The organism is uncultured Nonlabens sp., assembly GCF_947495285.1.
Classification (GTDB): domain Bacteria; phylum Bacteroidota; class Bacteroidia; order Flavobacteriales; family Flavobacteriaceae; genus Nonlabens.
The window spans coordinates 1-18,135 of record NZ_CANLXZ010000015.1 but is presented as its reverse complement, the minus strand read 5'-3'; the positions used below and the strand labels follow the sequence as shown (position 1 = coordinate 18,135).

Annotated in this window: 14 protein-coding genes and 1 tRNA gene; 9 read left to right on the top strand and 6 right to left on the bottom strand. The window is 33.9% G+C overall.

The annotated features are described in order from the left end of the window. Window positions 1-5 precede the first annotated feature (5 nt). Together Q0838_RS07885 and Q0838_RS07880 are read right to left on the bottom strand one after the other, a co-directional pair. The gene (locus Q0838_RS07885) at window positions 6-674 is read right to left on the bottom strand and encodes a DUF4290 domain-containing protein (protein ID WP_298953183.1); all 669 of its coding nucleotides are present in this window, start codon (window positions 672-674) and stop codon (window positions 6-8) included. Between the two features lie 63 nt (window positions 675-737). Further along, window positions 738-1,025, bottom strand: coding sequence for a DUF493 family protein (locus Q0838_RS07880; RefSeq protein WP_298953352.1), 288 nt, complete (start codon window positions 1,023-1,025; stop codon window positions 738-740). A 69-nt stretch (window positions 1,026-1,094) separates the two neighbouring features. On the opposite strand from Q0838_RS07880, the gene Q0838_RS07875 reads away from it, so the two are divergent. From Q0838_RS07875 to Q0838_RS07855, 5 genes are all read left to right on the top strand, one after another. Further along, complete coding sequence (locus Q0838_RS07875) at window positions 1,095-1,622, top strand: ATP-binding protein (RefSeq protein WP_298953181.1); 528 nt, start codon at window positions 1,095-1,097, stop codon at window positions 1,620-1,622. 2 nt (window positions 1,623-1,624) lie between these two features. Beyond that, the gene (locus Q0838_RS07870) at window positions 1,625-3,511 is read left to right on the top strand and encodes an ATP-dependent DNA helicase RecQ (protein WP_298953179.1); all 1,887 of its coding nucleotides are present in this window, start codon (window positions 1,625-1,627) and stop codon (window positions 3,509-3,511) included. After that, window positions 3,504-4,457, top strand: coding sequence for a methionyl-tRNA formyltransferase (fmt, locus tag Q0838_RS07865; protein WP_298953176.1), 954 nt, complete (start codon window positions 3,504-3,506; stop codon window positions 4,455-4,457). Before Q0838_RS07870 ends, fmt begins: the two co-directional genes overlap by 8 nt. 153 nt (window positions 4,458-4,610) lie before the next feature. Next, window positions 4,611-4,883, top strand: a complete 273-nt coding sequence (locus Q0838_RS07860) for an HU family DNA-binding protein (protein ID WP_298953173.1) — start codon at window positions 4,611-4,613, stop codon at window positions 4,881-4,883. 168 nt (window positions 4,884-5,051) lie between these two features. Further along, window positions 5,052-5,612 (top strand): YqgE/AlgH family protein, encoded by a 561-nt coding sequence (locus tag Q0838_RS07855; RefSeq protein WP_298953172.1) that lies wholly within the window; start codon window positions 5,052-5,054, stop codon window positions 5,610-5,612. Here Q0838_RS07855 and Q0838_RS07850 read toward each other — a convergent pair whose 3' ends face one another. Beyond that, window positions 5,613-6,449, bottom strand: a complete 837-nt coding sequence (locus tag Q0838_RS07850; RefSeq protein WP_298953171.1) for an aminotransferase class IV — start codon at window positions 6,447-6,449, stop codon at window positions 5,613-5,615. A gap of 48 nt (window positions 6,450-6,497) precedes the next feature. Continuing rightward, window positions 6,498-6,887, bottom strand: a complete 390-nt coding sequence (locus Q0838_RS07845; protein ID WP_298953169.1) for an START-like domain-containing protein — start codon at window positions 6,885-6,887, stop codon at window positions 6,498-6,500. 148 nt (window positions 6,888-7,035) lie between these two features. On the opposite strand from Q0838_RS07845, the gene Q0838_RS07840 reads away from it, so the two are divergent. Both Q0838_RS07840 and Q0838_RS07835 read left to right on the top strand, forming a co-directional pair. Continuing rightward, a tRNA-Met gene (locus tag Q0838_RS07840) sits at window positions 7,036-7,109 on the top strand. Window positions 7,110-8,530: 1,421 nt separating this feature from the next. Then, entirely contained in the window at window positions 8,531-13,882 is a 5,352-nt protein-coding gene (locus Q0838_RS07835) for a LamG-like jellyroll fold domain-containing protein (RefSeq protein WP_298953164.1), read from the top strand. A 77-nt stretch (window positions 13,883-13,959) separates the two neighbouring features. Here Q0838_RS07835 and hisS read toward each other — a convergent pair whose 3' ends face one another. Continuing rightward, on the bottom strand, window positions 13,960-15,330 hold the full coding sequence (gene hisS / locus Q0838_RS07830; protein ID WP_298953161.1) for a histidine--tRNA ligase: 1,371 nt from the start codon (window positions 15,328-15,330) through the stop codon (window positions 13,960-13,962). 122 nt (window positions 15,331-15,452) lie between these two features. Here hisS and Q0838_RS07825 point away from each other — a divergent pair, with 122 nt between their 5' ends. Both Q0838_RS07825 and Q0838_RS07820 read left to right on the top strand, forming a co-directional pair. Next, complete coding sequence (locus tag Q0838_RS07825) at window positions 15,453-16,694, top strand: ABC transporter permease (protein WP_298953158.1); 1,242 nt, start codon at window positions 15,453-15,455, stop codon at window positions 16,692-16,694. Continuing rightward, window positions 16,687-17,220, top strand: a complete 534-nt coding sequence (locus Q0838_RS07820; protein ID WP_298953155.1) for a methylated-DNA--[protein]-cysteine S-methyltransferase — start codon at window positions 16,687-16,689, stop codon at window positions 17,218-17,220. The genes Q0838_RS07825 and Q0838_RS07820 overlap by 8 nt, the downstream gene beginning before the upstream one ends. Before the next feature lie 4 nt (window positions 17,221-17,224). Here Q0838_RS07820 and Q0838_RS07815 read toward each other — a convergent pair whose 3' ends face one another. Then, window positions 17,225-17,827 carry an alkylphosphonate utilization protein gene (locus Q0838_RS07815; RefSeq protein ID WP_298953152.1) on the bottom strand — a complete coding sequence of 201 codons (603 nt, stop codon included), beginning with the start codon at window positions 17,825-17,827 and terminating at the stop codon, window positions 17,225-17,227. Window positions 17,828-18,135 lie beyond the last annotated feature (308 nt).

The following is an 18,135-nucleotide window of genomic DNA, read 5'->3' as shown; positions in this document are numbered from 1 at the left end:
ATTTCTTAATTTCTTCTCCTTCTATTATTATTGTTGTTACTACTGCGACCACCTTTTTTATGATGACGGTGGTTGTTATTACTTACACGGTTAGAACTCGTATTGCGATAGATCAAAGATTTAGATTCTAAAAGGTCTTCTTCTTTGGCAGCAAGGTTAATCTCTCCATTACTTAACTCAAACAAATGTTTAAAAATGACAGCATCATCTACAGAATCTTTATTCCAATTAAGGAAAGATTTCTTCATATGATTTGCTATTATATAACTTAATGCCTCTCGCTTCTCTCCTTTTTCCCATCCTAAAGCGATATTAATCATGCTCTGTATGTTATTACCATAAAACCTATAACGAGGTCTTTTTTGAGGGTAGGACATTCTTACTGGTCTAGCTGCAAGAACTTCCTTATCTGGTATAGGATAAGGTGATTCTACATCGAGGTCAAAATTTGCAATCACAAATAATTGATCCCATAGTTTATGTTGAAAATCTGCTACATCTCTCAAATGCGGATTCAGATTTCCCATCACACCTATAATGGCAGTTGCCATGCGGTTACGTTCTTCCTTAGTTTCTAGCGCTCTACAGTGCTCAACAAGTTTTTGAATATGTCTTCCATATTCAGGTATAACGAGCTGGTTACGCTCTGTATTATATTCTAGTGATGATATCAAATTGAAAATGTATTACTTATTGTGAAGTGTTGCAAAATACATAAAAAGTTATAAATAATCTACTTAAAGTGATATAACACCTTCTACAGTACTTACTTCTTTGTATTTTTTTATAACAGCATCAGGATCTTTTAACTTTACCATGATAGAAACACTAGTATAAGTACCTTTACTAGATTCCTTAGTTTTAATCACAGCACCTATATTATTAAAAATACCTTCTATCTCCTGGATTTGTGTCCCCTTAGAAGGAACTATAAATTTATATAGGTACTTTGCCGGCCATGTACTAGTATCAGCAAGTTGCTCTTTTAACTTTGCGTAAAATTCTTCAGATTTTTTTCCTTCCATCATAATACCTGCAAATATAATTCATGATAGACTCGATTACTAAGTATAGATTTAGTTATTTTGTACTTTATGGAAAAGTTGAAAAGAATCTTAATAATAGGCGGTCCTGGATCTGGAAAAAGTAGTGTGTTAAAATCTATAGAACATAAGGGTTTTAAGGTACATCATGAAATATCTAGAGAGGTAACCGCAAAGGCTCGAGAAGAAGGCATCGAGCAATTATTTTTAACAGATCCATTTGCTTTCAGCAATCAACTTCTTGCTGGCCGCATTATTCAGTTTAATGAGGCGGTAAATGGAATTAATTTTTATGATAGAGGGATTCCAGACGTGCCCTCTTATCATGTGTTTACCGGTGATGATATTCCAGATGAATATATGACTGCATGCAATGAACACAGATATGACCAGGTGTTTTTTCTCCCACCATGGGAAGAGATCTACGAGAGCGATGCAGAGCGTTATGAAAGTTATGAAGAAGCGGTCGTATTAGGTGATATTCTTAAACGCTTTTATGGGCAATTAAATTATAATCTCATTGAAGTACCTAAACTAGATATAGAAGCCAGATTTAACTTTATAAAGAGCTATTTATAATATTGATTAACAAATCGTTAGACATATTAAACACGGTTTACGGCTATGAGAACTTTAAACCTTTACAAAAGGATATAATCTCTAACACATTAGAAGGTAAAGACACGCTTGCTCTATTACCTACGGCTGGTGGTAAATCTATTTGTTATCAAATACCAGGTATACAGTTAGATGGAATATGTATAGTTATTTCTCCCCTAGTTGCTCTAATTAAAGACCAAGTAAACCAGCTTAAAAAACGTAACATAAAAGCGGTAGGTATAACAGGCGGTATATCCTATAATGATCTTGATAATGTTTTAGATAATTGTATTTACGGTAATTATGATTTTCTATACCTAAGTCCAGAGCGCTTACAGCAATCAATAGTACAGGAACGCATACTTAAAATGAATGTAAACCTTATCGCTGTTGATGAGGCACATTGTATCAGTGAGTGGGGCCACGATTTTAGACCTGCCTATCGCGAGATTCATACTTTAAAAGAATTGCATCCTAGAGTGCCTGTAATCGCTGTTACCGCAACAGCAACTCCTGCTGTACAAAAAGATATTATAGAAAATTTAAAATTTGATAATTATAGAGTTTTTAAATCCAGTTATGAGAGAAGTAATATAGATTATCATATTCATAAAACAGGAGATAAAAGAAGCGCTCTTAAAAGTTTTTATGCATCACATCCTGGTAGTAGTATTACTTATGTGAGAAGTAGAAAGAATGCCGTAGAATACACGCAACAATTAATTCATAATAATATTACCGCAGGCTTTTACCACGGTGGTTTAAATAATAAATTACGAGCAAAAACATCAGATCAATGGCTACATAATAAATTACAAGTAATGGTAGCGACAAATGCCTTCGGTATGGGAATAGATAAACCAGATGTGCGCACGATAGTCCATATGCAATTACCAGACAGTATAGAAAGTTACTATCAAGAAACAGGAAGAGCCGGTAGAGATGGATTACCTAGCATAGCTTATAGTATTTATAATAGTAACGATATAGAGCATGCTTATAACCAGTTTATAAAATCCCAACCTACTTCTACTTATCTCAAATTTATATATCGCAAATTATCAAATTATTTAAGAATTGCACTAGGTGAAGGTGAACAAGAGACACATCCTTTATCATTTTCAAAATTTTGTAATAGTTATCAATTAAATGGCATGCAGGCCTACAGCGCATTAACCGCGTTAGAACGATTCAGCGTGATTAGTCTTTCTCAAGGTTACCATAGACGGTCTAGTGTCCGCTTTCGCGAAAGCGGAAAACAAATCATCTACTTTGCTCAAAACAGACCTGTCGTTAATGCAATCATACAGTCTATATTGCGCACTTATGGCAGTAGCACAAACCAGGTGTTACAAATCAATGCAGCACTAATAGCTACAAGAAGTAATACTACTGAAAATGAAGTATTTGAAACCCTCCAATTATTACATGATCAAGAATTAATAGAGGCTACTATCACAAACACAGATCTACAAATAACTTATTTAATACCTAGAGACGACGAGCGTGTAATCAATAGTTTTTCTAAAGAACTAGAACGACAGAATGAATTGCGACTGGATAAATTAAAGGCGCTAGTTAGATTAATAACTAATACAGATACTTGTATAAATAGTATGTTACTCACTTATTTTGGAGAACAACCCACCTCTAATTGTGGTGCATGTAGCAATTGTTTAAGAGACAAATCACTCACATCCATATCTCAAAAAGTATGGAATGCTTTACAAAAAGAATCTCTAGATATAGTAGAAATAGAACGGCTAATTAAACAGCCCAAATCAATAATAATAACAGAAATAAAATCATTATTAGAAAGCGGTAAAGTAACCGTTACTAGCGATAATAAATACATAATAAATGGATAAATCTTTGAGAATAGTATTTTTTGGTACTCCAGAATTTGCAACAGGAGTATTAGATACTTTAAATAAATCACACCATACCATAGTAGCAGTCGTTACTGCACCAGATAAACCTGCTGGTAGAGGTAGAAAAATTAATCAAAGTGATGTAAAAAAGTATGCTGTAGAAAACGAGCTACCTATTTTACAACCTACTAATTTAAAGTCAGAAGATTTCTTAAAAGAACTAGCGTCTTACAAAGCAGACCTGCAGGTTATCGTAGCATTTAGAATGTTACCAAAAGCCGTATGGAAAATGCCTCAACTAGGTACTTTTAACCTACATGCTAGTTTACTACCACAATATAGAGGAGCAGCACCTATAAACTGGGCTATTATTAATCAAGAAAAGAAAACTGGTGTTACCACTTTCTTTATCGATGAAAAAATAGATACCGGTGCTATAATTGCAAATCAAGAAACTGATATAGCACCACTAGAAGATGTAGGCTCACTTTATGGCCGTTTAATGGCTATGGGTGCTTCATTAAGTTTAGAAACGGTAAATAATATAGCAGCAGGAGCAATAAGTACAACGATACAAAAAGACTCGCAAGACTTAAAAGACGCTCCTAAATTAAATAACAGCAATACTTTAATTGATTTTAAACAACCTGCAAGTACAGTAGATGCGCTTATAAGAGGTTTATATCCATATCCTGTTGCAAAGGCAACCTTGCTTAATAAGGAAGCAATGGTAGTTAAAATTCATAAATCTACAGTGGTAGAAAAACAACATAAAATGAAGCCAGGTAGCTTTATAATTGAAGAAGGTAAAATGATTATAGCATGTGGTAAAAACATGATAGAAATAGATGAGATACAAATACCTAATAAAAAACGTATGAAAGTAAAAGATCTACTCAATGGATATACTTTTGATCCTGATGCTAGATTTCACGTGGGTTAAGCGCATTTCTCTTCTAAAAGCTTGTAGTTATTAACAATCTATCAGTTTTATGAACAAATTACGGAGTTTTACTCTCTAATCCTTGTATGGTCGCATATTACGTATAAATTTGTTTCACGTTTTAGTATAATCAACATTAATTTAAATTCAATTATGAACAAGACAGATTTAATCGAGGGAATGGCAGAGCATGCTGGTATTTCAAAAGCAGCAGCAAAAAAAGCATTAGAGTCATTTCTAGGAAATGTAGAACAGTCTCTTAAAAAAGGAGATAGAGTATCTCTAGTAGGTTTCGGTTCTTTCTCTGTATCTAAAAGAGCTGCACGTGAAGGTAGAAATCCACAAACTGGTAAAACTATTAAGATCGCTGCAAAGAAAGTTGTAAAATTCAAAGCAGGTAGTGAATTACAAAAAGCTGTAAACTAATTTATAATTAGTTGAACATTTTAAAGTCCCGACTTAATTATTTTAAGCTCGGGACTTTTCCTTTTATCCTATTTATTTTATTAATTATCACCAGTTACATCCTAAATTGTAAAAACTCATGAAATATTGATAAATTTTTATTAAGTTTATTTTAACTAACTAAATTTTATGAAAAATATTATTCCAGAAAAAGGAAATCTTTTAGTTTCAGAGCCATCTGTGATAGGTGACGATTCATTCTCAAGGTCGGTTATATTACTCACTGAATTTAATACAGATGGTGTGGTGGGTTTTATACTCAATAAACCACTAGACTGTACTCTTGATCAATTAATACCTGAAATCTCGTTAGAACTAGAAGTCTATCAAGGTGGGCCAGTAGAAACAGATAATTTATACTTTTTACACAATATTCCAGATCTTATTCCAGAATCTCATTTAATAGAAGATGGCATATATTGGGGAGGCGATTTTCATGCGGTAAGTAATTTATTACAAAAAGGAATTATTACTGGCGAAGAAATTAAGTTCTTTCTAGGCTATTCTGGATGGGAACGTGCTCAACTAGACAATGAACTAGACTCTCATTCATGGGTAGTTGTAGAAAATACAGACAGCAAAGATTTACTATCAGATAATATGCACGATATCTGGAAAAAGAAAATGAAAAACTTAGGCGGCGAGTATGAGCTATGGTCTAACGCACCAGAAAACCCTTCTTACAATTAATTAATGAAAGAAGGTATCATTAAGCAGCTCTGTTAGTTCGTTTGCAGTATCTAGGCTATAATCTTTTTTACGATATTTAGTAATGCTTTGAACGCCTTTAACCATATTAGTTACAAAAATCTCATCAGCACGTTGTAATTCAAATGGTGTGACAGTTTCTTCTACAAATTGATAATTAAGCATTTTTTTAAGCTGTTTAATTATTTGTGCTCTCATTATTCCTGTTAAGCAACCATCAGAAACAGGTGGTGTTTTAATTACATCTCCTTTACGTAAAAATACATTTCCAGATATGGCCTCTACAATCATTTTATTTTGATTGAGCAGTAACAAGTCATCATAGCTATTTTCTTTGGCAAAAATACCTGCTAGAATGTTTATCGCCTTATTAGTAGATTTTAAATTACTGAGCATGGACGCATAAACTAGATGATCTTTGAATAAATCGACTTCTTTCTTTCCTTCATTAATGAATTCATGTTCTAGTGGAGAACAAGAAATAGAGTAATTAACACCTATATTTTGTGGGGTATAGAATCCACCAGATTTTCTCCAAATGGTAATTCTTACTCTAGAGTGGTTTTTTTCTAAACCTTCTTTAGTTAAAAGTTCTAAAATACTTTCTTCTAAAAACTCTGGGGTGAAAAAATCTGGAATGTCCATACGCAAAATGCGCATGCTAGACATTAATCTAAAATAGTGATCCTCAAATAATAATGCTACACCATTATAACATCTTAACGTTTCAAACACACCGTCACCATAAAAGGTGCCTCTGTTATTAAAAGGTATTAACGCTGCTTGTTCTTCTAAAAATTCTTGATTAACTATTACCATAAAAAAAGCCCTGTATTTCAGGGCTCAAAATTAATTCTTAATTATTTATTATCTGGATCCTATGACTTTTTTTAGGGCACTAATTTGATTTTCCCAAAACATTTTTTGCTCTTCTACCTCATCATCATCATCACCAAAGTCAGTAATCATTAAAGAAACATCTTTAGTTATTTCATCAACTTGAATTCTAAGTTCAAAGAACTTTTCGGTATCTTCATCATAGTCCCATTGAAAACGAGCCCTTTCTCCAGCCACTCTTTTAATTATTTTTGCTATTTCCTCTTGTCCGTCCCAAATAAATTTGAAGTACTCTCCACGACTGTTAACATTATCGGCAAACCATTCAGACATTCCTGAAGGAGTCGCGACGTGTTGATATAATAAAGTAGGTGAAGCTTGTATAGGAAACTCTAGGTCAAATTTGATTGGTTCTTGCATTTAATTAACTTTTGTGGCAATATAAGACTTAAATTTGTTTCATTAGAAAACAAATTAATCTAAATTTTTAATGAATAATATTTGGATTTCAAAAATTAATTAATGTATATTTGCAGCCGCTTAAAACAATGAAATTGTTTTATCAAATGGCGTGGTAGCTCAGTTGGTTAGAGCGCAGCACTCATAATGCTGAGGTCGGCGGATCGTGCCCGCCCCACGCTACAAATCCCTTACTTAATGGTAAGGGATTTTTTATTTCTACAAACTCCCCTACTTCTTAATTTCACAGATCAAGAACAAAAGGGATCAAGACCAAAAGTTGTGGAATTTTAGAATTATGCAAAAATATTAGATAGTCTAAAAAGAAAGAATTCTATATTTCTAACACCTCTAAACTGCGCTCTAAAGGCTTTTATTTTGGCGCTAAATTATTCTACCGATGCGCTTATTCTATTATTTATCAGGTCGTTTAGTTATTGATCTATTGTGTTCAGGTGTATTATTTTAGTAATGGAGTTGAATGCCTTGAAACCTGTTTTTTTATACTTTGTTGTATCTATATCAACTCATTGTGGTTCACCTTTATGAATTGAAGGCCTTCTAAAATGAATATTTGTAAGTAAATGCAAATGTTGCGTAATGCTTTAAAGAAATATTTTTTGCAGATAGTTTTCATACAATTAACCCTATAATGGGTTATTTTCTTTTCCTTAACTCGTTTTTTCTGTTTCCACTACTTAAAATTATTGAGATTATCGTTGTGTGATACTGTATTTATTTCTCTTTTATACATAGAAGAGGTATAGGCTATGGCAGTGCAAAGCTCTAGCCTTAACTATTTTTTAAACAGCAAACTCGGTGGTTATGCGTGTTCCTACGAGATTCTAGTCTCTTTGTATTATTTGTTTGTTGTTGCCTAACCATCATCGACAGTTGACGTTGAGATAAGCTGTATCACCTCGCAGAGGAAAGTCTTGTATAGTGACCTTACTTATGAAAAACGCGTACAATACGTCCACCTGTAAATTTTTCTTTAGATGTCTCATGACGCTTCCTAAAATAAAGATTTATGAATTCACCGTTGCTGCTGTTCTGTGCAAATCAAAGTAATTAATTGAAAATATTGGATATATGAGTATGAGTTGATCTAGGTAATTTTCCAATTCTTCATTTTTCAATAAAATAGCAACATAAAGAACCACTTCACACAAAGCTCTTGAGAATGATTCCATAAAATTTAAGTCTTCTTAGATTTTATGGAAGTTACTAGAATTAGACATTTATACTTATCCATATAATAGGTGAACTACGTAGGTACAAAGCATGGCATTAATAGTGTTAAGGTGCTCCCACTCCTATTCAATATTATTTTTACCTCATCCATCTGGTTTTTTAATATTTTCACAATTGTTAATTACGTTAAAATAAACAAATTTCGTATTTATTTTAATTATAATATTTAATTAATTAATAATAAGGTTTTTAAATATTGTAAAAATAACTTTTTTAAGTATGGTATACTTAGTCTATTTAGGACGAATGGTAAAAAATATAGGTAATTAAACGAAATAATTGATAAAATGCATATTATTACGTTAAATAGTATTTATATTTGTTTGTCCCTAATTTAATTTTAAGTAGATATGAAAAAATTTGCCCAAACTAAAAATAAACATCACGTAGCATTTATTTTATTCTTTCTAATTAGCTTAATTTCTATAGCACAGACTAGTAGAGTTGCTCTAGATATTAATTGGCCTTTTAATTCTGGTCAAAATTATGTCCTTATCTATAATCCTGCTGGACTTGAATTAGGAAGGTATTGTAATCCTACTAACTGTTATAATGGATCAAATACATCTTATTCTACTACCATCGATTTAGGATGTCTTCCTGATGGAAATAATTATAGAGTCCGATTGTTTGATAGATTTAACAATGGGTGGGGCTCTAGTTCTGTTACTGTAAACTCTGGTGGAAATCCTATTTTAACTTCTACTATAGGAGCAGGTCAAAGTGGCTCTTCATTTTTCTTTAACGTTTCTGGTGGTGGTTGTGCATCTGTTCCAGAAATAGATGTTACAGGAAATGGATTGAGTATTTCAAATAACGATATTACTCCCAATACAGCAGATTTTACTGACTTGGGTACTGCAGACGGTACATCTACCATATCAAAAACGTTTACAATTGAAAATACTGGGACTGGTGCACTTACTTTAACAGGTACACCTATAAATATAGTAGGTATTAATGCTGCAGACTTTACAATAACCTCACAGCCTATAAGTAGCATCGCTCCTGGTTCATCTAGTGATTTCACTGTAGCATTCTCTCGCAACTTACTAGGTTCTAGTAATGCTACTATCGAATTTAGTTCTAACGATACCGACGAATCTATTTATCGTTTTAATATCACAGCTAGCTCTGTAAATCCCTTATCTACACTTTATTATGAAAATTTTGATGCTGGTGCAGGTGGATGGACTTCAACTTCTATAAATGGTTTTGAATTTAGTCTAGGAACTGTTTTTAATGAAAAAGGCGAAGGTGATTACTGGTATACAGATAACTGGAACAATTTCCCATCTAACGCTAGAGCAACCGTTACTAGCCCTATCATTTCCACATTAGGTTATACAGATTTAAAATTTTGGATAGATTTCAGGACTAATACTAACGACCCAGACGACGGTATGCGAGTACAATATAGCATTAATGGTGGAATTACCTGGAGTACCTTAGGCACAAATGCGTCTGGTGAGAACTGGTATAATTCTGGAGATGTAGATGGTTTTGCAAATAATGCAGATGGCTGGACTGGTGATAATTCAAATTTAAATACTTCATTAAGTAGATTTGAAGAAGCGAGTCACAATTTACCTAATATAGCTGCTAATAATCCTAATTTTAGGATGAGAGTCGCTTTTGCAAGTGACTTTTATAATTCTGATGATGGGGTTCTTTTTGACAATATTATTATTACTGGACGTAAAATTATTCCAGATATTGCTTCTAACGGTCCAGCAGATGTAAAAGATGATCTTACTTTATGGTTAAGATCGCAAGATATTGTATCTACAGATGGTTCTTTATTACCCTTATGGGAAGATCGAGCATTAGATAACGATGCATTTGAAGTGCCAGCAAGTGCACCTGTTTTTGCTAATAATGTGACTAACAATATTAATTTTAATTCTACCGTTGCATTTGATAGGTCTCAACAACAACATTTACGAGGTAAAGGAGGATTTAATTCAAACGATTACTGGATAGTGGTTAGAAGTAGTATAGACATGACAACAGCACTAGCTGGAGAGACCATGTTACTGGGAGCAAAATTTGCTTCTGTTAATCCAGCAAAAGATCCTTCAGGATTAGGATGGGGACCTGTTTCAGCACGTTATGATGACGAGGTCATCGCACATAGTGTTGGTACAGTATCTGAAAATAACCCTGCAGATGGAAGCTATGGTAGAGCACTGTCTGATGCTACAGCAACGTTTGATGATGTTCACATTCTTAACGTAAAAAACAATCCTGCAAATGACCAAACTGAAATATATTTGAATGGTCGTAGAGTTGATAATCAGACAGGTGTAACCCAAGTAACTAGAGAGACATTAAATTTCAGTGGTTTCACTAATAAACCTTTCTACCTAGCAGTCGGTAGGTATCAATTAAACGGTTTACCATTTGAAACACACCTCAATGGCGAGATTACAGAGGTTTTCAGTTACCGAGATAGAAAATCAGAACTCGTACAACAAAAAATTTATTCATATCTAGCAATAAAAAATGGAGTCTCTTTACATAAACCCAATAGCACCCTAAATCATCATAGAGCCGATTGGGATTATCTAGATTCTGATAATAATATCGTATGGAATTATGGATCAAACACACAATTTAATTATGATGTTGCTGCATTAGCGCGTGACGATAAATCTGAATTACTGCAAAAGCAATCTAAAAGTGAAAACTCTACAAGTATAATCGCCATAGGTCTAGATAAAGTTGAAGATCTAGGCTCACAAAACTTAGAATTATTTGAAAACGATAAAGATTTTCTTTTTTGGGGTCATAATGGTCAGGACTTAAATACCTACTCTGCAGTCATTAATCATGATCTAGGTACAGCAAATTCTGTTTCTACTAGCCTTACCAGAATAAATCGCATATGGAAAATAGAAGAAAAGACGTCTACGGACATTGCAACCACAGAAGTAAGAGTAGCGACATCTGACTTTTCTGGCTTACCAGCTTTGACTACTAATAGAGAATACGTATTGATCATTGCAGATGACGCTAATTTTACAACAAACCTAGAAACTAGATTCTTTTATAATGATGGTGCTTATGAGAGAGCTTCATATAACTTTGATGGAATCAAATACTTCACATTAGGTATTACCGATGTAAAGTTTGAAGATAGAAGTATTTCTTTTGATGGTGTAGATGATCACATGATCATTGATAATCCTCAAGGTTTAGGTAGCAATTTTTCTACTAGTGCGTGGGTACTTAGTACAGGTCTTAACAGTACAAATACTGAGAGAACTATAGTTGCTAAAAGAACCAACGGCTCTGGTTTTCAATTGTCGCTAAAGAATGATAATCGCATTTCTCTCAGATGGAATGGAAGTACTTTACAAGAAATGGTTTCTAATACCGCTTTAAGTGATGGTATCTGGAGACACGTAGGTTTTTCTTATGATGGGACTACTGCAAAAATATATATAGATGGTGTATTAGACATTCAACAAGCATTCACTAATCCTTTGGCAGATAGTAACTTATTAGGTATAGGGGCTAGAATTGATGAAGATGAAACTACACATGACCATTTTAAGGGAGAAATAGACGAGATTAGAATGTGGGACATTGCCTTAACTCAGACTCAAATAAGATTTATAATGAATCAAGAATTACAAGAGAATTCAAATTTTGTCGCTGGTAAAACCATACCTTCTACCATTACTAAGAATGATATGTCTGGTATTAATTGGAATTCACTTACTGCGTACTACAGTATGAACAGTTTTATAGGTACTGCATTAAATGATCAATCCGTTAATAAGGGATATGCTAGAATGGCAAATGATAATTACTTTGAATTGAAAAATCAAACAGCTCCATTACCTTACATAAGTGATGCAAATGGAGATTGGGAAAACACTTCTAGTTGGGAAAATGGCTCTCTTCTATATACACCAGGAAGCACAAGAATAATAAATGGAGTAGTTGAAAAAATAAACTGGAACATCGTTAAAACAAAAGACGAAGTAAATATTACTAACACAGATATTACTTTACTAGGTTTATTTGTAGAAAGTAATGAAATGAATGTAGATAACGATCATGGGCTTACTATAACTCATGTTCTAGATCTACAAGGTTCTATTGATCTTAAAGGAGAGTCTCAACTAGTTCAAATAGCAGATAGTGACTTATTAGACTCTATAACTGGCTTTATAGAAAGAGATCAACAAGGAACTGGTATTACATATGATTATAACTACTGGAGTTCTCCTGTAAGTATTAAGAATATTAATAGTAATAATAATGGATTTACCCTAGATGATGTGCTCAAAGATGGTACTCTAGCAAATAATCCTAGAGACCTGAATTGGACCGGTACCGGTGTAAGAGACGGTACTCCAGGAAATGCATTAACTGCAGCGACTATTTCTGGTAGATGGTTGTACAAATACAGTAACTTAGTAAGTGATACGTATTCAAACTGGCAATATGCTGGACCTAATGGATCTATGAATACAGGAGAAGGCTGGACGATGAAAGGAACAGGATCTATTACAGAGCAGAATTATGTATTTGTAGGTAAACCTAATAATGGAGATATCGATCTTGCCATTAATGCTGGTAATGACTATTTAATAGGTAATCCTTACCCTAGCGCATTAGACACGCATGAATTTATATCAGATAACCCTAACCTAGATGGTACCTTATACTTTTGGGAGCACTGGGGTGGAAACACGCATATACTATCTAGTTATCAAGGTGGCTATGCGATGTACAACTACTCTGGTGGTGTGGTAAACGCTACTATAGGAACCTCTAATCCTGATGTGAATCAAGGAGGTATTCCTACTAAACGTCCAGAACGTTTTGTACCAGTTGCCCAAGGCTTCTTTGTAACCGGTATTACAGATGGTACTATAAAATTTAGAAACGATCAAAGAAACTTTGTGACAGAAGCATCAGGAAGTAGTTTATTTGTTGCGGCACCTGGTGCTAGTCATACTGGTAATAGTACTCATAATGATTATAACAACATTAATGATCTTAGACCTAAAATCAGATTAGGCTTTGATAGTCCTAACACTATTCATAGACAACTATTACTTACAGTAGATTCTAATGCTTCTATGAATTATGATAATGCATTTGATGGAGTTCAAATAGACGAACAAATAGACGATATGGCATTTATCTTAGGAAATCAAAACCTAACTATTCAAGGTATTAATGCCATAGATCCTTTAACAGAATTACCTCTTATGGTAAAACTAGATGGAGCAGGAAGTATTACTATAAAACTGGATGAAATTAAAAATGTAGAATCAACACAAAAAATCTATCTAAAAGACGCTGTACAAAATACCTACACCGATTTAATGAACGGTGATTATAACAGCCCGAGTCTTGCGGCAGGAATTAACTCTACACGTTATTCTATAGTTTTTAGTGATCCAGTAACTTTAGGTAGTGAAGATGCTATTTTACAAGAAAATGATCTTATCGTCTACACGCCTAACGATGCAGAAACTCTACATGTAAAAAAAGGACAAGAGATTCTAGTAGAAACTTTGACACTTACTAATATGTTAGGACAGCAGGTGAAAACTTGGGACGTTACAAATCAAGAAAGTGTTATCACTGTGAACATAGGAGATCTCGCAAGTGGTAATTACATCATAGTATTAGACACTAACTATGGTTTACAATCTCGCAAGGTGATTATCAAATAAAGAAACAGCATACTATATAATGAAAAAAGCCTTTGAAAAATTTCAAAGGCTTTTGTGTTATATTAAAAATCTACAGTTTATCTAAGCCTAGATATAATATCTTCTGGTGTTAATTGTAGTTGTTCACCACTAGCCATATTCTTTAAATTAAGCTTACCATCATTTATCTCATTCTCACCAGCTAGAATTACATAAGGTATGGCATTACGGTCTGCATAGCTCATTTGTTTCTTCATTTTTGCACTATCTGGATAGAGCTCTGTTTTAATACCGCTTTCGCGAAAGCGAGATAACCATCCAGCACAATATTGCGATTCAGACTTACCGAAGTTAATAAACAGCACCTCTACTCCTGCTCTTACAGAGTCTGGGAATAGATTTAATTGTTCTATCACTAAATAAATACGGTCCAGTCCAAAACTGATACCTACACCACTCACATCTTTTAAACCGAATATACCGGTAAGGTCATCATAACGACCACCACCGCCTATACTTCCCATCGCAACACCTTCTGGCGCGGCCACCTCAAAAATACAGCCTGTGTAATAATTAAGCCCACGTGCAAGTGTGATGTCTAGATCTAGAACAGCACTTTTTAACGGCATTTGAGTAATAGAAGAATTGATAAATTCTAATTCTTCAATACCCTTGAGCCCTATTTGAGAATCTTTAAGCAACACTTTCATGCTTGCAATCTTATCTGCATAGCTACCTGTAAGAGAGAAAACAGGATCTAAAAGGTCAATCGCTTTTTGATCTATTCCCTTAGAAAGCATCTCTTCTTGCACCTTCTCTTTACCTATCTTATCTAGTTTATCTAGAGCTACTGTAAAATCTATCAACTTATCGTCAGCTCCTATTACCTGGGCAATACCAGCAAGAACCTTACGGTTGTTAATTTTTATAGTGCACGCTTTAAGATTTAAATCTGTAAAAACAGCATCATATAATTGTACCAGTTCTACTTCTTGTAATAAAGAATTACTTCCTACTACGTCTGCATCACATTGTGTAAATTCTCTAAAACGTCCTTTCTGTGGTCTATCTGCACGCCATACATTTTGCATTTGGTAACGCTTAAATGGGAACGTGATATCGTTTTGATGTTGTACTACATACCTAGCAAATGGTACGGTAAGATCATAACGCAGTGCTTTTTCTGAAATTTGTGAAGTCAGCTGGTTTTCTTTTCCAGTTTCTAATAGTTCTGGACTAGTTTTTTTAAGATACTCACCACTATTTAAAATTTTAAATATAAGACGATCACCTTCTTCACCATACTTACCCATTAAGGTATCAGAATTCTCAAAACTAGGTGTTTCTATAGGCATGAATCCATACAACTCAAAATGATGCTGAATTTTATTCATGATGTACTGCCTGCGCTGTACTTCTAGTGGACTAAAATCTCTTGTACCTTTAGGAATGGATGGTTTCTTTGCCATAATAATTTTTAAGAATGCAAATATAAACAGTTATCTCATGCTTGTTCATAAACTAATTTTAATAAAAAGATAATTTACAGCTAGATCTTGTAACTTTCTATCGATTTATAAGTCTTACTTCCATGTTAGGATTACTACGCCAAAATATAAGCATCGCACAACAGAGTATTAAAGGACAGTTGTTGCGTACCATACTTACCATTATCATAATAGCCATAGGTATAACCGCCCTAGTAGGAATACTTAGTTCTGTAAATGCATTATCCTCTACTCTTTCTAATGGATTTTCTGGAATAGGAACTAATACGTTTTACATACAACGGTATGCACAAACGTTTCAACGACGTGGTGGTAACGAGCGTACTATTGTAAATCCTATCATTACTTATAGAGAAGTTAAGGAATTTGAAGAATTATACGACCCAGCTTATACACAGGTAGGACTTTCTTTTCAGGCCACTAGAGCAGCAGAGGTAAAAAGTGAAGACCGTAAAACAAAACCTAACGTAATCGTTGCAGGTGTTAACGAGCATTATGCAGAAAATGCAGGGATTAAACTAGGAGAAGGACGCATGTTCTCTTCTCTAGATATTAAAAATAAGTCCAAAGTCTGTATCATAGGTAGTGATATGGAAGAAGAACTATTTCAAGGATTAAATCCTGTAGGTAAGACACTAAGTATAAGAGGTAATAAATTTACCGTAGTAGGTGTACTAGAGGCAAAGGGTTCTACCTTTGGTAACAACGTAGATTTACGTGTATTAATACCTATCGATGTTGCCCGTGGTATTTACACCTCTCCTAACATTAATTATGATTTAAGTGTTAAGGTATTTGATCAGAATCTTATGGATGCAGCAAAGGATCAGGCTCTTGTTCTTATGCGTAATATAAGAGGTCTATCACCTGTAGAGACTACTAACTTTGGTGTGATACAAAGTGACCAATTAATGAGTCAGTTAGATGATCTAAAAGGAATTTTAAATTTTGCCGCTATTATAATAAGTGTCATTACCATCTTTGGCTCTTCTATAGCATTAATGAATATCATGCTCGTTTCAGTAACTGAGCGCACCAGGGAAATAGGTGTAAGAAAAGCTCTAGGGGCAAAACGTAGTACCATCTCATGGCAATTCTTTATTGAGACCTTTTTAATAAGTCAGTATGGCAGCTTTTTAGGTATTTTACTAGGTATGTTAATAGGTTTTATAGTCTCTTCTGGATTTGAAATACCGTTTGAAATACCGTGGAGTGCGATTATTGCAGCAACCATAGTATCTATAGTCATAGCTATAGCATCTGGTCTTATACCTGCTATTAAAGCTGCAAGACTTGACCCTATCGAGTCATTGCGTTATGAATAACATTATTACAACCTATTATAAATCTCCTGTAGGTGAATTAATTCTAGGCGTCTATAAAGATCAATTGTGCCTAGCAGACTGGCGCTATAGAAAAAAACGCAACCAGATAGACTCTCGTATTAAAAGTAGTTTAAATTCTAATTATGAAGAAGGAAAACACTCACTTCTAGAATTTACTATAAAACAATTAGATCTCTATTTTAAAGGTGATCTTCATAAATTTGATGTACCGCTATTACTTCTCGGTACAGATTTTCAAAAAATAGTATGGAAATCTCTACAGACTATTCCTTATGGAGAGACTTGTAGTTATGTTACGCTTTCGCGAAAGCTAAATAATGAAAAAGCCATACGTGCAGTAGCTGCTGCAAATGGAGCAAATACCATATCTATAATTATACCATGTCACCGCATTATAGGTGCCGATGGATCTTTAACCGGATATGCTGGTGGACTACCTGCCAAAAAAAAACTCCTTCACATGGAAGGAGTTGATTTATCAAATGGGCAACAAAGTCTGTTTTAAATTTCTAATCTTCTTTAGAAGTTTTCTTTACAAATTGAGTTAATAATACCACTTGTGTAGGTCCTACCTTACCTTCTATCTGGTTTGCGTTATCGTGTACTAGAGAGATATTACGTACCGCTGTACCTCGCTTTGCAATAAGACTTGAACCTTTAACTGGTAAATCTTTAATTATTACGATACTATCACCTCTTTGAAGAATATTACCATTTACATCTTTATGAATGATTTTAGGACCACGGTGTATTCCATCCTCAGCCCATTGTTTAGTACTGTCCTCTAGATACATCATATCAATAAGGTCTACAGGCCATCCATGAGGCCTTAATTGATCTAACATGCGGTAAACAACTACTTGTACAGCAGGTACTGGACTCCACATAGAATCATTAAGTGCTCGCCAGTGATTTGAGTCTACTAGAGATTCATCTTCTAGCTGTGTTCTACACGTCTCGCAAGCTAGAATAGCGGTTTCTTTAACGTTCTTAGGAGAATCTGGTACTTGATAAGTATCCAGGTTAACCTTTACTTCTAGTGTATCTGTTGCAGCACAAAGCTCACAAGAGTTTCCTGATCGATCTTCTAACTGTTTACGTAAATCTGACATAGCTATTTTTTGATATTTGCAATATTACATATTCTCTGAGTGGTACACCTATTTATAGCAAGGTTAATTGCCTTGTTTTTAATCTTAATATACATGAAATGGTACTGACTTTATAATCTCTAAAAAAAAAATGAGACGGTAAAATACTTTTTAATAGATAATTCTTAACAACACCCCTTTTTAAACTTAAACACATCAAATAGAAAGTTATTAAATGCGTTTTAAGAAATAATACCAATTTAGTTCTTAAATGCCGCATAAAAAGCTTTTAGATAATGATGATTTCCTGTGATTGATTTTATAGTTTG

Coding starts and splice junctions, on each gene's coding strand:
- Q0838_RS07880 (WP_298953352.1), bottom strand. CDS start 1,025: ATGGAAGGAAAAAAATCTGAAGAATTTTACGCAAAGTTAAAAGAGCAA.
- Q0838_RS07875 (WP_298953181.1), top strand. CDS start 1,095: ATGGAAAAGTTGAAAAGAATCTTAATAATAGGCGGTCCTGGATCTGGA.
- fmt (WP_298953176.1), top strand. CDS start 3,504: ATGGATAAATCTTTGAGAATAGTATTTTTTGGTACTCCAGAATTTGCA.
- Q0838_RS07860 (WP_298953173.1), top strand. CDS start 4,611: ATGAACAAGACAGATTTAATCGAGGGAATGGCAGAGCATGCTGGTATT.
- Q0838_RS07855 (WP_298953172.1), top strand. CDS start 5,052: ATGAAAAATATTATTCCAGAAAAAGGAAATCTTTTAGTTTCAGAGCCA.
- Q0838_RS07850 (WP_298953171.1), bottom strand. CDS start 6,449: ATGGTAATAGTTAATCAAGAATTTTTAGAAGAACAAGCAGCGTTAATA.
- Q0838_RS07845 (WP_298953169.1), bottom strand. CDS start 6,887: ATGCAAGAACCAATCAAATTTGACCTAGAGTTTCCTATACAAGCTTCA.
- Q0838_RS07835 (WP_298953164.1), top strand. CDS start 8,531: ATGAAAAAATTTGCCCAAACTAAAAATAAACATCACGTAGCATTTATT.
- hisS (WP_298953161.1), bottom strand. CDS start 15,330: ATGGCAAAGAAACCATCCATTCCTAAAGGTACAAGAGATTTTAGTCCA.
- Q0838_RS07825 (WP_298953158.1), top strand. CDS start 15,453: ATGTTAGGATTACTACGCCAAAATATAAGCATCGCACAACAGAGTATT.
- Q0838_RS07820 (WP_298953155.1), top strand. CDS start 16,687: ATGAATAACATTATTACAACCTATTATAAATCTCCTGTAGGTGAATTA.
- Q0838_RS07815 (WP_298953152.1), bottom strand. CDS start 17,827: ATGTCAGATTTACGTAAACAGTTAGAAGATCGATCAGGAAACTCTTGT.